This window comes from Alcaligenes sp. NLF5-7, assembly GCF_024266725.1.
Classification (GTDB): domain Bacteria; phylum Pseudomonadota; class Gammaproteobacteria; order Burkholderiales; family Burkholderiaceae_B; genus Alcaligenes; species Alcaligenes phenolicus.
This window is the reverse complement of record NZ_CP100755.1, coordinates 878,964-893,214: the sequence shown is the minus strand read 5'-3', so window position 1 is coordinate 893,214 and position 14,251 is coordinate 878,964. Positions and strand designations below refer to the sequence as shown.

The window sequence follows — 14,251 nt, the reverse complement described above, 5'->3', positions numbered from 1 at the left end:
TCCGTCTGCTATCAGGCCGAGTGCATGGACTTGGTGGGCCAGGCAATCGTCTGTTCCGGGCTGCTGCCGGGCACAATAATGTCGCGCAAGGTGTAGTTATCCAGATAACTCAGGAACTGGACCAGCGCCTGTTTAAGGATGTTGCTCAGGTTGCAGCGACCGCTCAGGATGCAGTGGGTGCCGCTGCCCAGGCACTCCACCACCGCCAGATCGGTTTCGGTATAGCGCACCAGCTCGCCCAGATTGATGTCTTCCGGCGCACGGGCCAGCCGCATTCCGCCGTTTTTCCCGCGCTGTGTCTGAATCCATCCGCCCTTGGCGAGCAGGTGGGTGACTTTCATCAGATGGGCTTGGGAAATCTGGTGGTACTGGGCAATTTCCGCGATGGTACAGAGCCTGTCTTCGTTCTGACCCAGATACATCAATTGACGCAGGGCGTAGTCGGTAAGGTTGGTCAGACGCATGATCAGGGCAGTTGCAGCTCGCTGGCCACTTGAGTGGGGTTGTGCTGGAACTGGTAGCCAAACCAGAAGCTGCGGGCGATGCGCTGGGCATATTCCAATGCCAGCGCGGCCATGGCCTGGTTTTCACGCTCCTGGCAGGTTTCCTTGAACAGGCGTAGCCATTGTTCAAAGTGGCTGGCCTGAATATGCTTGAGCGACAAATGCTTGGCCATGGGATTGCCATTGAAGCCATCGGTCTTGAGTAATAGAGATGACCAGAACTCTTCCATTACGCCCAGATGCGTATCCCAATCCTTGATGCGCTCGGAGAAAATGGGGCCAAGGACATCGTCCATGCGGATACGATCGTAAAAGTCCCAGACCAGGTCATGAATTTCCTGGCGGGTACACAAAGGGTTGAGAGCCATAATATTTTGAATTTAAAGATATATATTTTATCTATCTTATTGGTATGACTCATCGGGGTCAAGCCGGAAAGAAAACGCTTGGGAACGGAACATTTTCACGCTGGATTTCACGCTGATTCAACGCTTGCTTTCCTACACTGCTTGCACGTTTCAGCGTATGGATGTTGCGTTTGCGGTGTTTGGCCAGTCTGGCCGGCTTGCAAGGGCTGTACAAGTCTTGAACGGTGCTCTTTAAGAAAGACAAGTATCACCGAAGGTAAATTGCACTAGGCGGTCTGGCGGGCTACGATTACTTTTTGTTGGCTAGACCATGGTTTTGTTACAGTACGGTGCTCAAGGAATAATGATTACAAAACGACAGGCCCAAACGCTTTCTTGCGTTATCCCTGGTTTGAATGAAGCAGAAAACCTGCCCGCATTGCTGCCGGTTTTGGTGGCAAAGTTGCGCGAACTGGTTCCGGACTTTGAAATCATTTTCGTTGACGATGGCAGTACAGACGCAACGCCTTTGGTTATTGAGCAATTGCGTCAAACTTACCCTCAACTGGTCTATTTGCAGTTATCGCGCAACTTTGGCAAAGAGGCAGCGTTGACGGCAGGGCTGGAGGCCAGCCGCGGGCAGGTAGTCGTGTGCATGGATGCGGATTTGCAGCATCCCCCTGCCTTGATCGAAGCTATGCTGGAGCGCTGGTCTACAGGCCTGGAAATGGTCTATGCCGTGCGGGAAACCCGTGACGACGAGACCTGGATGAAGCGGGCGGGCACCAGTTTGTTTTACAAGCTGATGCGCACCTCTAACGGTTTGCGTGTGCCGCGTGATGCAGGCGATTTTCGCCTGATGGATCGCTGCGTCGTTGATGCCTTGATGGCCTTGCCCGAACGCAGCCGCTTTATGAAAGGCTTGTTTGCCTGGGTGGGTTTTCCGTCCGAGCCCATTTACTACTCGCCTGCCGAACGCTTGCATGGTGTCAGCCGATTCCGTCCCACTAAACTATTGCGCTTTGCGGTGGATGGTTTGACGGCATTCACCACCTGGCCACTGCGTTTGTTAAGCTTGTTAGGTGCAGTGTTGGCCATGCTGTCTTTCAGCTACGGCTTGTTCATTATCTTCAAGCACTTGTTGTATGGGGATGCCGTTCGGGGCTGGACAACCTTGATTACGGTGGTACTGTTTTTCGCGGGGGTGAATATGCTCTCGCTGGGTGTGGTGGGCGAGTATGTCGCCAGCATCTTTGCCGAGGTCAAGCACCGGCCCTTGTATCTGGTGCATCGTCGCCGTGGGCAGGGACTGGCTCAGGCCTCTGAACCGGCACCTGACCAGAAGCAGTTAGCGACCCCCGATCAGGACCCGCAGCAAGGCTGAAGGCAAGCCTGGTTTTGAAGGCAGGCCGGATCGTTTAATTGGCGAACTGCTCTCATTTGTAATTGAACGCTACATCGATACTCTGGATCGCTTCGACAGCTACGCAAGTAGCTGCCTACCCCTATTGGTTTGGCTTTGAGCGATGAGTATCGATAATTCCTTTTCCTCTTCCGGTGCAACACTACCGCTTGGACAAGCGCGTGGACCGGCCTATTGCTTACGTTGCGGCGTCCAGCGCCTGGGTACGCTCTCTAGTGTGTCCGTGGGGCTGCTGGCACTGCTGTGGTTTGCGCTGACCCTGGGGGCGTACCCCTTATTGATTCCGGATGAGGGGCGTTATGTCGGCGTGGCCCTGTCCATGCTGGAATCCGGTGATTATCTGGTGCCGCGTCTGGACGGCCTGCCGTTTTTCCATAAACCCCCCTTGCATTATTGGCTGACTGCCCTGAGCCTGAAAGTGTTGGGGGTGAATTTTGTGGCTGCTCGTCTGGTACCTGCCTTGATGGCGGCCTTGTTGATTGCCGGTATGCACGCGTTCTTGAAGCGTCATGCCAGCCAGCAACATGCGGGCTGGACGGCTTTGATTCTGGTCAGCAGCCCCCTGCTTTTCGGTGCTTCCCATTACGCCAATCTGGACATGACGGTTGCTGCCTTGATCAGTAGCTGTGTGCTCTTGGGTGGTCATGCTGCCTTGCAGATGGAGCAAGGGCGCTCCTATCGTTGGGCCTTGATGGGGCTGTATGCCACCGCAGGCCTGGCTTTTCTGGCAAAAGGCTTGATCGGGATTTTGATCCCCGGCGGTATCTTGGTGTTCTGGCTGCTGGGTCGAGGCCAGTGGCGTACTTTGTTGCGTCTGTTTTCTGTGACAGGCCTGGGGGTTTTGCTGCTGGTTGCCACGCCCTGGATGTGGGCCATGCAAGCGCGCTACCCCGGTTTTTTTGACTATTACATCGTCTATCAGCACTTCCAGCGTTTTCTGGAAGCCGGCTTTAACAACCCTCAGCCTTTCTGGTTCTACTTTGCCCTGATGCCTGTTGCCACCTTGGGTTGGACGCCATTCTTGTTCAAGCGCTTTCGTGGTTCTGTTAATGCTTCCGACGGTTTGGGAGCGATACGGGGCTTGATGCTGTCGGCATTGCTGACTGTGCTGGTTTTCTTTTCCATTCCTTCGTCCAAGCTGGTGGGCTATGTCCTGCCTGCGATTGGCCCTTGGGCTTTTTTTCTGGCGGATGTGGTGATTCGCCGCAGTCAGCGGGATGGAGAAGCAAAGGTAGAGCGCTTTGCGGTCTGGAGCCTGGGTGTTTGTGTTGCGATTTGTGCGTTTGCCGTGGCGACGATGATGCTGCGCCCACAGGTCAACAGTCAGGCCTTGGGCCGTGTACTGGCCAGTGAATACCAAAAGGGTGACCGTGTCGTCTTTCTGAATAATTACCGTTATGACCTGGGCTTCTATGTTCCGGGCCTGAAGAACATCAGCGTGATGGGGCGCTGGGATGATCCGGAAATCATGCGCACCGATAGTTGGCGCAAGGAGCTGCTGGAGGCAGCTCGCTTTGAGCCGCAACGTGGGGCGCTGACCTTGATAGATCGGGCAACCCTTCGTCAGCAGTTATGTCGGGACAGCAAGGCGGTCGTCTGGTTGATCGGCTCGCCAGATGCCGTGCGCCAAAGCCAGGTGCTTAACCATGCTCAGCGCCTGTATGAAGATCAGCGTATTGCTCTATGGCGCTTCGATCACGACGAGTACGAGCTTATGTGCGGCGGAACGCCCAAAGCCGCCCAGCCAGAAACGTCAGCACAGCCAAGCCGATAAGAATCAGGCCCAGCAGCAAGTCGTAGCGCAGACCGGAATGATTCAGTAAAAACGCATAGCTGGCTTCGTTGACGGCGAAGCCAGCGGCAGACACCAGAAAAAAACGTGTCAGAGCCGGCAGAAAGCGGGCATTCTGGGAGCGGAATGTCAGCCAGTAGTGGCCACCAAAGGACACCAGGAACGCAATCAGCCAGCCAAAAAGATTGGCCAGCAGCGGAGACAGGCTCAGCGTTTGCACCAGGGCGATTACAATGCCCCAGTGTGTGAAGGCGGCCAAAGTGCCGACCAGTATGAACAGAATGATTTGACGAGACATAAAGCGGAGCGAGCAGTGGCCAAGGACAGGCAGATCAGTATATGCGCGGATGATTTTGGCATGGCCCCCGCCGTGGACGAGGCCATACTGAAATTGGCCCAGGCCCGGCGCCTGACAGGAACATCCTGCCTGGTCGATGGGGACAGCTTTGTGCAAAATGCACCAGCACTGCGCCAGAGCACGCTGCAAAAAGGTTTGCACCTGAATTTTACCGAGTTTGCTTCCCAAGCGGGCGTGTATGCCATGCCGCTCAAGCAGGTGATTATCCGCAGCCTGCTGCATCGTCTGGATGCCCAGAAGGTCAAGGATAGCGTGGCTCGCCAGCTGGATCGTTTTGAGGAGGTGATGGGGCAGGGCCCGGACTATATCGACGGGCATCAGCACGTGCATCAGCTACCCATGATACGCGAGGCCTTGCTGGCAGAAATGGAGCGCCGTTATGCCGCTTCCATGCCTTGGCTGCGTTATACCGGCGCCCAGCGTCTGGCTACGAGTTTCGCGTTTAAAGACAGATTCAAGGCGCAGATTATTGCCGGGCTGGGTTCCAAGGATTTGCTGCGCCTGGCCAGAGCCAAAGGCGTCACCTTGAATACCGGCTTCACCGGCGTGTACGACTTTCAGGGTGGCAAGGAGCGTTACAGCGCCTTGGTCAAAGCCTGGCTGGCGGTGATGCAGCACGGGGACAGCATGATGTGCCATCCCTCCTTGAGCAGCGTGCAGGACGATCCTGTGGGCTTGCAACGTCAGGCAGAGTACGAGGTGCTGGCTGGCGATGAGATGCAGCAATGGCTGGATCAATACAGCCTGTGCATTGCCTGAGAAGGAAGATCAGGGCGTCTGGGCTGGCTGGCTTTGGCTGCCGTCACCCAGACTGCGCTGCATGATGACCACATCAATCCACTGCTGGAACTTATAGCCCACGGCTGGCTGAGTACCTACATGGGCAAAGCCCAGCGAACGGTGCAGGGCAATCGAGCCCCGGCTGTCATGGCCGGAGATGATGGCCACCATTTGCCGCCACGGGCCTTTCTCACACTCCAGCAGCAATTGTTCCAGCAAGGCTTTGCCCAGACCTTTGCCAATCTGACCTTGAGCCAGATAGATGGAGTCTTCTATCGTGAAGCGATAGGCCGGGCGGGAGCGATATGTTCCTGCGTAGGCATAGCCCACGATCTGCCCGTCCAGCTCTGCGACCAGCCAGGGCAAATTCTGCTCGCGCACTTGCGTGAAGCGGGCACGCATTTCCTGTTCGTCCGGTGGGCGTTGTTCAAAGGTCGCCGTGCTGTGCAGTACGTGATAAGCATAGATGTTTTGTACCGCTGCCATATCGTCCAACGTGGCCTGACGTATCAGCAAGGCACTGGCGTGATTGCCTTGCGGCAGGGAGGCAGAGAAAGGGACTTGCGTACTATCGGGGGGGAACATACTATTTTTCCTTTGAACTGATTTAGTTTATCCCGATTTCAGGAGTTTCTATGTCCTTCCCGCACCAGTTTTTGACCGAGCAATTGGCCGTCGCCCCTCAATTATCGGGAGAGGACATGCAAGCCGTGGCCGATGCCGGTTTTAAAAGTGTCATCATCAACCGTCCCGATATGGAAGGCGGTCCCGACCAGCCCTTGTCGGCAGACGTGATGAAGGCCGCCCAGGCGGCAGGCTTGCAGGTGGAATATCAGCCAGTAGTGGGTAGCGCTATTACTTCTGCTGATGTTGCTCGTTTTGGTCAATTGCTTGAAGCCTTGCCAGGGCCGACTTTGGCCTACTGCCGCACGGGTACTCGCTGTGCCGTATTGTTCCGCGCATTGAACGAATCCTGACCTGGCTCAAGGTTCAGGTCTGTACTAGCTTGTCCTGTGTCGGTATGCAGCGGTAAGCTATCTGTCTCCATTCAAAGGGGTTATGCCATGTTCAAGAAAATTCTGATTCCAACTGACGGTTCCGAGCTCTCCTCCCAAGCAGCCAACAAAGGCGTGACCTTTGCCCGCCAAATTGGTGCCGAGGTTCTGGCTTTGCACGTGACGCAGCCATTTGCTGCCACCGTTGGTTTTGATGGTATGGCTGCTGCCTACGCCATCACCGACGAGGACTACGACAAGACTGCCAAGGAACAGTCGCAGAAGTACTTGCAGCAGATTCTGGACCGTGCCGAGACCGCTGGCGTCAAGGCCACTGGTAGATCCGTATCGAATTTCAATGTGGCCGATGGGATTGTGCAGGTCGCTGAGCAGGAAGGCTGCGACCTGATCTTTATCGGTAGCCACGGCCGCAGTGGTCTTTCCCGCCTGTTGCTGGGTAGCGTGACCATCAAGGTGCTGAATATGGCCAAGAATACCGTGCTGGTGTACCGCGTCAAAGAAAGCGATTAATCGTTTTCAGCCCAAAGAAAAAGCCCGCCTAGGCGGGCTTTTCTGTGTCTGCGGCACGTCTTATTGGCTGCGTGGCTCCAGCTGCTGTTTATGGGTCACGACTGCCTGCAAAACAATAGGCAGCAGCTCGCCATCTTCGCTTTTACCGCTGGGATTTTGTTCCACAAAATCCAGCAGGGAGCGGCGCATGCGCGGGTCCCAGAATTTCTGGATATGTTCCGCAATCTCGCGCAGTCCTTGCTCCCGATTGCTCAGGATTTCAAAGAACTGACCGATCTGGTTGGCCATGGGAATCAAAGGAACAATGTTCATGGTGATGTGGCCGAGCGTGACTCGGCAGAATTCAGATAGTGGGGATGGCTGTACAGCGTGAAGCTGCGGTCACGGGCAAAGGCGGCCAGCATGACACCCAGTTCATCGGCAATCTGCACGGCATAGGCGGTGGGGGCGGATACGGCCACCACAAAGTTGATGCCCATGGCAGCGGCCTTCTGGACCATCTCGAAGCTGGCACGGCTGGAGATCAGCACCATGCCAGAGCGGGGATCAATATCGTTGCGCAGCATGTGGCCCAGCAGCTTGTCCAGCGCATTATGGCGACCTACATCCTCGCGCACGGCCAGGATATCACCTTGCAGATTGCACCAGGCCGCCGCATGGGTAGCGCCCGTCAGACGATGCAAGGGTTGGCTGGAGCGCAAGGCATCCAGGGCCTGGAAGATGGCGGCAGCATCGGGGCGGTGCTCGGGAGCGTCCAGACGGGGTAGCTGTCGGCGTACCTCGTCCAGACTTTCCAGACCACACAGGCCACAGCCTGTACGGCCAGCCAGCTGACGGCGACGCGCCTTGAGTTGATGCTGGCAGGCACTGGCAATCTCGATTTGCAGCAGGCTGCCGCGCTCGCCTTCCAGCACATCCACGCCGCGTATATCGTCAGCGGTACGAATAATGCCCTCGGTCATGGAGAATCCGTAGGCCAGATCTTCCAGATCACTGGGGCTGCACAACAAGGCACTATGGCTGATGCCATTGAACTCCAGAGCCACGGCTTGTTCGCGCGCCAGCGCATCCTGATCCTCTTGGGGCAGGGTGTCAGCTTGTGTTTCAGCTGGGGTACGCGCCTGCCGCCATACGGTGGCAGGGGCGCTAGCATCACGAAAATCTGCCTGGCTCACGTGGGCAACTCCTTAGGGCCTGTTGGGACGCATCATACTTTCGCGACGGCCTCGGCATGCTCATGCGAATGGCTGTGATCCGCCTGGGCCAAATCCTCGGCCGGGACGGTCTCGCCTTGCAGGAGACGCTGCTGAATATCGTGGAAACGGTTCCAGCGATTTTGCCAGGCCGACTCGGAGGTCACGCGCTGAATTTGCACGGCCGTCACCTTGTACTCGGGGCAGTTGGTTGCCCAGTCCGAGTTGTTGGTGGTGACCACGTTGGCGCCCGACTCGGGAAAGTGGAAAGTAGTATAGACCACCCCTGGCTGCACTCGTTCGGTCACCGTCGCGCGCAGGGCGGTCTCTCCCGCACGGCTCTTGACCGAGACTTTGTCGCCACTGCGAATGCCGCGATCTTCGGCATCCACCGGGTGAATTTCCAGCAAGTCCTCTGCATGCCAGGCCACGTTGTCGGTACGGCGGGTTTGTGCGCCCACGTTGTATTGCGACAGGATACGGCCGGTGGTCAGCAGCAAGGGGAACTTGCGGCTGCTGCGCTCTTCGGTGGGTACGTACTGAGTCAGCATGAAGCGGCCCTTGCCACGCACGAACTCGTCGATGTGCATGGTGGGGGTGCCTTCAGGTGCCTGTTCGTTGCAAGGCCATTGCACGCTGCCACCCAGTTCCTGGATGCGATCGTAAGACACGCCAGCAAAGGTCGGTGTCAGACGGGCGATCTCGTCCATGATCTGGCCGGGATGCTCGTAGTTCATGGGGTAGCCCAAAGCACGGGCCAGGGCGCAGGTGACTTCCCAGTCGGCCATGCCCGCCTTGGGCTCCATCACTTTGCGTACGCGCGAAATGCGGCGCTCGGCGTTGGTGAAGGTGCCGTCTTTTTCCAGGAAGGACGAACCGGGCAGGAACACATGGGCGTACTTGGCGGTTTCGTTCAGGAACAGATCCTGCACCACCACACACTCCATGGCGGCCATGGCAGCAGCTACGTGTTGGGTGTTCGGGTCGGACTGAACAATGTCTTCACCCTGGCAGTACAGTCCCTTGAAGCTGCCACTCAAGGCGGCATCAAACATATTGGGAATGCGCAGACCGGGTTCAGATTGCAGGGACACGCCCCAGGCCTCTTCAAACTGCTGACGTACGCTGGTGTCGGAGACGTGACGGTAGCCGGGGAACTCGTGCGGGAAAGAGCCCATATCGCAGGAGCCTTGCACGTTGTTCTGACCACGCAGCGGGTTCACACCCACACCTTCGCGGCCTACGTTGCCGGTGGCCATGGCCAGGTTGGCAATGGCCATTACGGTGGTGGAGCCCTGGCTGTGTTCTGTCACACCCAGACCGTAGTAAATCGAACCGTTGCCGCCGGTAGCGTACAGACGGGCTGCGCCACGGATGTCGTCGGCGGATACACCGCAGATCTCGGCCATGGCTTCTGGCGAGTTCTGGGGCTGGCTGACAAAGCTGCGCCATTCATTGAAGGCAGCGGTATCGCAGCGCTCGGCCACATAGGCCTCGTTCACCAGATTTTCAGTGACGATAACGTGGGCCATGGCGGTCAGTATGGCGGTGTTGGTGCCTGGACGCAGGGGCAGGTGGTAGTCGGCCTGGATGTGCGGCGAGCTGACCAGTTCGGTCTGGCGCGGGTCGATCACGATCAGGCGGGCACCTTGGCGCAGGCGACGTTTCAGGCGCGATGCAAACACGGGGTGAGCGGCGCTGGGGTTGGCACCCATCACGATCACCACGTCGGTGTGCATCACCGAGTCAAAGGTTTGCGTACCGGCGGACTCACCCAGGGTCATCTTCAGGCCGTAGCCGGTAGGGGAGTGACACACGCGGGCGCAGGTGTCCACGTTATTGGTACCAAAGGCGGCGCGAACCAGTTTTTGCACCAGATAGGTTTCTTCGTTGGTGCAACGCGAGGAGGTGATACCGCCCACCGCGTCACGACCGTGCTGATCCTGAATGCGACGGAACTCGGAGGCGGCGTAATTGATGGCCTCGTCCCACGACACTTCCTGCCAGGGGTCGGTAATGCTCTTGCGTATCATGGGGCTCAGGATACGGTCCTGGTGCGTGGCGTAACCCCAGGCGAAACGACCTTTCACGCAGGCGTGGCCACGGTTGGCCTTGCCGTCTTTCCAGGGTGTCATGCGAATGACCTTGTCGCCCTTCATCTCGGCCTTGAAGCCGCAACCCACACCGCAATAGGCGCAGGTGGTGATGACGGCGTGCTCGGGTTGACCCAGGTCGATAACCGACTTTTCCATCAAGGAAGAAGTCGGGCAGGCCTGGACACAAGCACCGCAGGAGACGCAATCGCTGCCCAGGAAACCATCGTTCTGGCCGGCGGTGACACGCGATTCAAAACCACGCTTGTCGATGGTCAATGCAAAGGTGCCCTGAACTTCCTCACAGGCGCGCACACAGCGATTGCAGACAATGCATTTGCTGGAGTCGTAGGCAAAGTAAGGGTTGGAATTATCGGTAGTATCGTCCAGGTGGTTGGCACCATCAAAGCCATAGCGCACGCTGCGCAGGCCCACCACACCGGCCATGTCTTGCAGTTCGCAATTGCCGTTGGCAGGACAGGTCAGGCAGTCCAGCGGGTGATCGGAGATGTACAGCTCCATCACGTTGCGGCGCAGCTTGTGCAGGGTGTCGTTTTCGGTTTGGACGACCATGCCTTCTTCCACCAGGGTGGTGCAGGAAGCAGGGTGGCCGCGACGGCCTTCAATGTCCACCAGGCACAGACGGCAGGAGCCAAAGGCCTCCAGCGAATCGGTGGCGCACAGCTTGGGAATATTGATGCCGGCCAAGGCGGCTGCGTGCATCACGGAAGTGCCGACGGGCACTTCAATCAATTTGCCATCGATGGTCAGGTTGACCATCTCGGTCTGGGTCGAGGCTGGGGTGCCCAGGTCACGTTCGCGTACGGCGACTGTTTCTTTCATGGTGATCTCCGTCTTAGACCTTGGCCAGGTCCTGCTCGGTTTGCGGGGCCAGTCCAAAATCCTGGGGGAAGTGTTCCAGCGCGGACAGGACGGGATAAGGGGTCATGCCGCCCAAGGCGCACAAGGACCCGGAGAACATGGTGTCGCACAGGTCGCGCAGCAGCTCGACATGGTTGTCCATGTCTTCGCGGCGACGGATCTTCTGGATGGTCTCCACACCACGCGTAGAGCCGATGCGACAGGGTGTGCATTTGCCACAGGATTCGATGGCACAGAATTCCATGGCGTACTGCGCCATGTGGGCCATGTCTACTGTGTCGTCAAAGGCCACCAGACCGCCGTGACCGACCATGGCATTGATCTTCATGTAGGCCTCATAGTCCAGCGGGACATCCCAATGGTGCTCGGGCAGATAGGCGCCCAAGGGGCCACCGACTTGCACTGCACGCAAGGGACGACCGCTGGCGCTGCCGCCACCGTAGTCGTACAGCAATTCGCGCAGGGTGACGCCAAAGGCTTTTTCTACCAGGCCGCCGTTTTGCAGATTGCCGGTCAACTGGAATGCCAGTGTGCCACGCGAGCGACCCATGCCGTAGTTCTGGTAGTAAGCACCGCCCTTGGCCAGAATCACCGGCACGGAAGCCAGGGACACCACGTTATTGATGACTGTAGGCTGACCAAACAGGCCTTTGATGGCGGGCAGAGGCGGTTTCACACGCACCATGCCGCGCTTGCCTTCCAGACTGTCGAGCAGGGCGGTTTCTTCGCCACAGATGTAGGCGCCGGCTGCTTTGCGTACTTCCAGATCGAACTCGTAGCCGCTGCCTTGAATGTTCTTGCCCAGCCAGCCTGCTGCGCGCGCCGCCGCAATGGCTTCGTTCAACGCTTGCACGGCCAGAGGGTATTCGGAACGCACGTAGATGTAGCCATAGGTCGCACCTACAGCCAGCCCGGCAATCGCCATGCCTTCAACCAGGCACAGCGGATCGCCTTCCATCAACATGCGATCAGAAAACGTGCCCGAGTCGCCTTCGTCGGCATTACAGACAATGTACTTCTGCTGTGCCGGGGTGTTCAGTACCGTATTCCATTTGATGCCGGTCGGGAAAGCCGCACCGCCACGACCTCGCAGGCCGGAGTCGGTCACTTCTTTCACAATGGCGGCCGGTTCCATGCTCAGCGCCTTGCGCAAACCTTCGAAGCCACCACAGGATTGGTAATCGGCCACGCTGACCGGATCAATAATCCCCACACGGGCAAAAGTCAGGCGTTCCTGATTCTTCAGGTAAGGGATGGCGTCCGTCAGACCGTGGCACAACTTATGTGCACCGCCTTGCAGAAAACCAGCGTCGAACAGACCGGGCAGATCTTCAGTCTGGACAGGGCCGTAAGCGACGCGGCCTTCAGCTGTTTGCACTTCCACCATGGGCTCCAGCCATAGCAAACCACGCGAGCCATTGCGCACAATCTGCACATCCAGACCGCGCTCCTGAGCCTGGGCCGCCAGTTGCTGGGCAATCTCATGGGCGCCCATGGCGACCGCTGCGGTGTCGCGCGGAACGTAAACGGTAATGGTGCTCATGACTGGGCCTCCTGGCTGCTTAGCAGGGCATCCAGTTTTTCGGGGGTGACGCGTGCATGGGGTACGCCATCGAGCATGACGGCGGGGGACTGAGCACAGAGGCCCAGACAGTAGACAGGCTCCAGCGTGTACTGGCCGTCGTCGCTGTTTTCATGGAAGTCGCAGTTCAGGCGGCGACGGGCATGAGCCGTCAGCTCCAGTCCGCCCCGCGCCTGACAGGCTTCAGCCCGGCAGATTTCCAGGGTATGAGTCGCGTGGGGCTGGGTGCGGAAATGGGCGTAAAAAGAGATAACGCCATGGATTTCCGCACGGGACAGAGCCAGCTGTTCGGCCAGCACCGGCACCACGGACTCGGGAATACAGGCAATCCGGTCCTGAATCGCGTGCAAAATAGGCAACAGGTTACCTTTCTGGCCGGCGTGCTCCTGCACGGCCTGCAAGGCGACCTCTTCAGGAGCCAGACCTGACAGGTCCTGCTCCTGGTGATGAGGGGTTGTTTGCATGTCCTGTGTGCGCGGTGCCCGAATAGGGTGCCTGCGCCTCCATATTTTTTATGCACAGCGGTGCATATTATTTGACAGTGTTTTCCCTTGTAATCTAACCACTTAAGTCCATAACTTCAATAAGCAATATTTCGCATATATAATGTTTGGTACATGCAGCACAAAACATAAATACGAAAACACACTGGTCTTAAAAACACATGACCAAACAGAAATTCAAAGCCCGGCTGCGCTCTGAATGGATTCTGGAAAATGCAGACGGCGTGGACCTTCCCATGGGGGATGTGTTGCGTTTGTTGGGTGCCATCGAGCGACTGGGGCACTTGGCGGGAGCCAGCAAGGAATGCCAGTTTTCCTACAGACATGCCTGGGGCTTGTTGCGTAATGCCGAAAAACAGTTTGATGCGGCCTTGCTGGAAACCTCCCGGCGCAAAGGTACCAAGCTGACCGAGTTCGCCCAGCGTTTGCTGTGGGCGAATCGGCGACTGGATGCGCGTCTGACGCCGACCCTGGAGAGCATGGCTTCCGAGCTGGAAGAGGAGCTGGGCCGCTTGTATGCGCAGCCTCTGGACCGTTTGCGCTTTCAGGCCAGTCACGGATTTGCGATTGAAGGCCTGATGCGTTTTGCCAATGAGCACGATGGTCTGCCGCTGGAGCTGCGCTACCGCACAGCCATTGAAGCGCTGGCTTCGCTGGAGCGCGGGGATTGCGATCTGGCCGGTTTCCAGGTTCCGGTGGGTGAGTTCGAGGTGGCTGCCATGCGCCGTTATGGGCAGTGGCTGTCTCCGGCGCGTCACAGGCTGATTTTCCTTTCCACTCGCCGGACTGGCTTGTTTGTGGAGAAGGGCAATCCCAAGAACATCACCGGCATGGCCGACTTGTTGCGGCCCGATGTGCGCTTTGTGAACCGTCAGATGGGGTCCAGTACCCGCTTTCTGGCGACCTTGCTGCTGGGGCAGTTAGGGGTAAACACGAATGCGGTGCTGGGCTTTGAAACAACAGAATTGACACATATGGCGGTGGCGGCTCACGTTGCCAGTGGCATGGCCGATACCGGCCTGGGTGTGGAAACAGCGGCCAGTCGATGCGGGCTGGAGTTCATTCCCCTGGCCCAGGAGCGTTATTTCATTGCGGTCGAGCAAGAAGCGCTGGATAAGGCTCCTATGCAGGAACTGATGAACGTGATTGGCGGTTCCGCGTATAGTCAATTCATGGAAGGTCTGGTGGGTTACGACCCACGGGGTTTGGGACAGATCATGACGCTGGAACAGGCATTCGGGCAGGCTGCCGACATGCTCTGGCGTTAGA

Annotated in this window: 15 protein-coding genes; 6 read left to right on the top strand and 9 right to left on the bottom strand. The window is 57.7% G+C overall.

What is annotated here, in order from left to right:
* Nucleotides 1–11: 11 nt before the first annotated feature.
* Both MID00_RS04165 and MID00_RS04160 read right to left on the bottom strand, forming a co-directional pair.
* On the bottom strand, nt 12–464 hold the full coding sequence (locus MID00_RS04165; RefSeq protein WP_009463896.1) for an Rrf2 family transcriptional regulator: 453 nt from the start codon (nt 462–464) through the stop codon (nt 12–14).
* Nucleotides 465–466: 2 nt separating this feature from the next.
* Nucleotides 467–871, bottom strand: coding sequence for a group III truncated hemoglobin (locus MID00_RS04160; protein ID WP_009463895.1), 405 nt, complete (start codon nt 869–871; stop codon nt 467–469).
* 343 nt (nt 872–1,214) lie between these two features.
* Here MID00_RS04160 and MID00_RS04155 point away from each other — a divergent pair, with 343 nt between their 5' ends.
* Both MID00_RS04155 and MID00_RS04150 read left to right on the top strand, forming a co-directional pair.
* Nucleotides 1,215–2,234 carry a glycosyltransferase family 2 protein gene (locus MID00_RS04155; protein WP_009463894.1) on the top strand — a complete coding sequence of 340 codons (1,020 nt, stop codon included), beginning with the start codon at nt 1,215–1,217 and terminating at the stop codon, nt 2,232–2,234.
* A gap of 142 nt (nt 2,235–2,376) precedes the next feature.
* The gene (locus tag MID00_RS04150; protein ID WP_254499744.1) at nt 2,377–4,047 is read left to right on the top strand and encodes a glycosyltransferase family 39 protein; all 1,671 of its coding nucleotides are present in this window, start codon (nt 2,377–2,379) and stop codon (nt 4,045–4,047) included.
* On the opposite strand, the gene MID00_RS04145 is transcribed toward MID00_RS04150, so the two are convergent.
* Complete coding sequence (locus MID00_RS04145; protein ID WP_022983235.1) at nt 3,986–4,363, bottom strand: GtrA family protein; 378 nt, start codon at nt 4,361–4,363, stop codon at nt 3,986–3,988. The genes MID00_RS04150 and MID00_RS04145 overlap by 62 nt on opposite strands.
* A gap of 60 nt (nt 4,364–4,423) precedes the next feature.
* Between MID00_RS04145 and MID00_RS04140 the strand changes: the two genes are divergently transcribed.
* Nucleotides 4,424–5,182 (top strand): ChbG/HpnK family deacetylase, encoded by a 759-nt coding sequence (locus MID00_RS04140; RefSeq protein ID WP_254499743.1) that lies wholly within the window; start codon nt 4,424–4,426, stop codon nt 5,180–5,182.
* A 9-nt stretch (nt 5,183–5,191) separates the two neighbouring features.
* Here MID00_RS04140 and MID00_RS04135 read toward each other — a convergent pair whose 3' ends face one another.
* Nucleotides 5,192–5,788 carry a GNAT family N-acetyltransferase gene (locus MID00_RS04135; RefSeq protein ID WP_022983233.1) on the bottom strand — a complete coding sequence of 199 codons (597 nt, stop codon included), beginning with the start codon at nt 5,786–5,788 and terminating at the stop codon, nt 5,192–5,194.
* 50 nt (nt 5,789–5,838) lie between these two features.
* Between MID00_RS04135 and MID00_RS04130 the strand changes: the two genes are divergently transcribed.
* Nucleotides 5,839–6,180 (top strand): TIGR01244 family sulfur transferase, encoded by a 342-nt coding sequence (locus MID00_RS04130; RefSeq protein WP_009463890.1) that lies wholly within the window; start codon nt 5,839–5,841, stop codon nt 6,178–6,180.
* Between the two features lie 87 nt (nt 6,181–6,267).
* Nucleotides 6,268–6,729, top strand: a complete 462-nt coding sequence (locus MID00_RS04125; RefSeq protein ID WP_009463889.1) for a universal stress protein — start codon at nt 6,268–6,270, stop codon at nt 6,727–6,729.
* A 60-nt stretch (nt 6,730–6,789) separates the two neighbouring features.
* Here MID00_RS04125 and MID00_RS04120 read toward each other — a convergent pair whose 3' ends face one another.
* Genes MID00_RS04120 through MID00_RS04100 form a run of 5 tightly spaced genes read right to left on the bottom strand, consistent with a single transcriptional unit; the run spans nt 6,790 to nt 12,943 of the window.
* Nucleotides 6,790–7,041 carry a formate dehydrogenase subunit delta gene (locus tag MID00_RS04120; protein WP_009463888.1) on the bottom strand — a complete coding sequence of 84 codons (252 nt, stop codon included), beginning with the start codon at nt 7,039–7,041 and terminating at the stop codon, nt 6,790–6,792.
* Nucleotides 7,038–7,904, bottom strand: coding sequence for a formate dehydrogenase accessory sulfurtransferase FdhD (fdhD, locus tag MID00_RS04115; protein WP_022983232.1), 867 nt, complete (start codon nt 7,902–7,904; stop codon nt 7,038–7,040). The genes MID00_RS04120 and fdhD overlap by 4 nt, the downstream gene beginning before the upstream one ends.
* Nucleotides 7,905–7,936: 32 nt before the next feature.
* Nucleotides 7,937–10,858, bottom strand: a complete 2,922-nt coding sequence (gene fdhF, locus MID00_RS04110; protein ID WP_254499742.1) for a formate dehydrogenase subunit alpha — start codon at nt 10,856–10,858, stop codon at nt 7,937–7,939.
* 13 nt (nt 10,859–10,871) lie between these two features.
* A complete protein-coding gene (locus tag MID00_RS04105; RefSeq protein WP_254499741.1) occupies nt 10,872–12,440 on the bottom strand; it encodes an NADH-quinone oxidoreductase subunit NuoF in 1,569 nt (522 codons plus the stop codon).
* The gene (locus tag MID00_RS04100) at nt 12,437–12,943 is read right to left on the bottom strand and encodes a formate dehydrogenase subunit gamma (protein WP_009463883.1); all 507 of its coding nucleotides are present in this window, start codon (nt 12,941–12,943) and stop codon (nt 12,437–12,439) included. The genes MID00_RS04105 and MID00_RS04100 overlap by 4 nt, the downstream gene beginning before the upstream one ends.
* Nucleotides 12,944–13,143: 200 nt before the next feature.
* On the opposite strand from MID00_RS04100, the gene MID00_RS04095 reads away from it, so the two are divergent.
* Nucleotides 13,144–14,250 (top strand): substrate-binding domain-containing protein, encoded by a 1,107-nt coding sequence (locus MID00_RS04095; protein ID WP_022983231.1) that lies wholly within the window; start codon nt 13,144–13,146, stop codon nt 14,248–14,250.
* Nucleotide 14,251: the final 1 nt, after the last annotated feature.

Bases quoted from the DNA above. Each gene is read 5' to 3' on its own strand.
- MID00_RS04125 (WP_009463889.1), top strand. From the start codon at position 6,268: ATGTTCAAGAAAATTCTGATTCCAACTGACGGTTCCGAGCTCTCCTCC.
- MID00_RS04140 (WP_254499743.1), top strand. From the start codon at position 4,424: ATGGCCCCCGCCGTGGACGAGGCCATACTGAAATTGGCCCAGGCCCGG.
- MID00_RS04160 (WP_009463895.1), bottom strand. From the start codon at position 871: ATGGCTCTCAACCCTTTGTGTACCCGCCAGGAAATTCATGACCTGGTC.
- MID00_RS04145 (WP_022983235.1), bottom strand. From the start codon at position 4,363: ATGTCTCGTCAAATCATTCTGTTCATACTGGTCGGCACTTTGGCCGCC.
- MID00_RS04105 (WP_254499741.1), bottom strand. From the start codon at position 12,440: ATGAGCACCATTACCGTTTACGTTCCGCGCGACACCGCAGCGGTCGCC.
- MID00_RS04150 (WP_254499744.1), top strand. From the start codon at position 2,377: ATGAGTATCGATAATTCCTTTTCCTCTTCCGGTGCAACACTACCGCTT.
- MID00_RS04120 (WP_009463888.1), bottom strand. From the start codon at position 7,041: ATGAACATTGTTCCTTTGATTCCCATGGCCAACCAGATCGGTCAGTTC.
- MID00_RS04155 (WP_009463894.1), top strand. From the start codon at position 1,215: ATGATTACAAAACGACAGGCCCAAACGCTTTCTTGCGTTATCCCTGGT.
- MID00_RS04135 (WP_022983233.1), bottom strand. From the start codon at position 5,788: ATGTTCCCCCCCGATAGTACGCAAGTCCCTTTCTCTGCCTCCCTGCCG.
- MID00_RS04165 (WP_009463896.1), bottom strand. From the start codon at position 464: ATGCGTCTGACCAACCTTACCGACTACGCCCTGCGTCAATTGATGTAT.
- MID00_RS04095 (WP_022983231.1), top strand. From the start codon at position 13,144: ATGACCAAACAGAAATTCAAAGCCCGGCTGCGCTCTGAATGGATTCTG.
- fdhF (WP_254499742.1), bottom strand. From the start codon at position 10,858: ATGAAAGAAACAGTCGCCGTACGCGAACGTGACCTGGGCACCCCAGCC.
- MID00_RS04100 (WP_009463883.1), bottom strand. From the start codon at position 12,943: ATGCAAACAACCCCTCATCACCAGGAGCAGGACCTGTCAGGTCTGGCT.
- MID00_RS04130 (WP_009463890.1), top strand. From the start codon at position 5,839: ATGTCCTTCCCGCACCAGTTTTTGACCGAGCAATTGGCCGTCGCCCCT.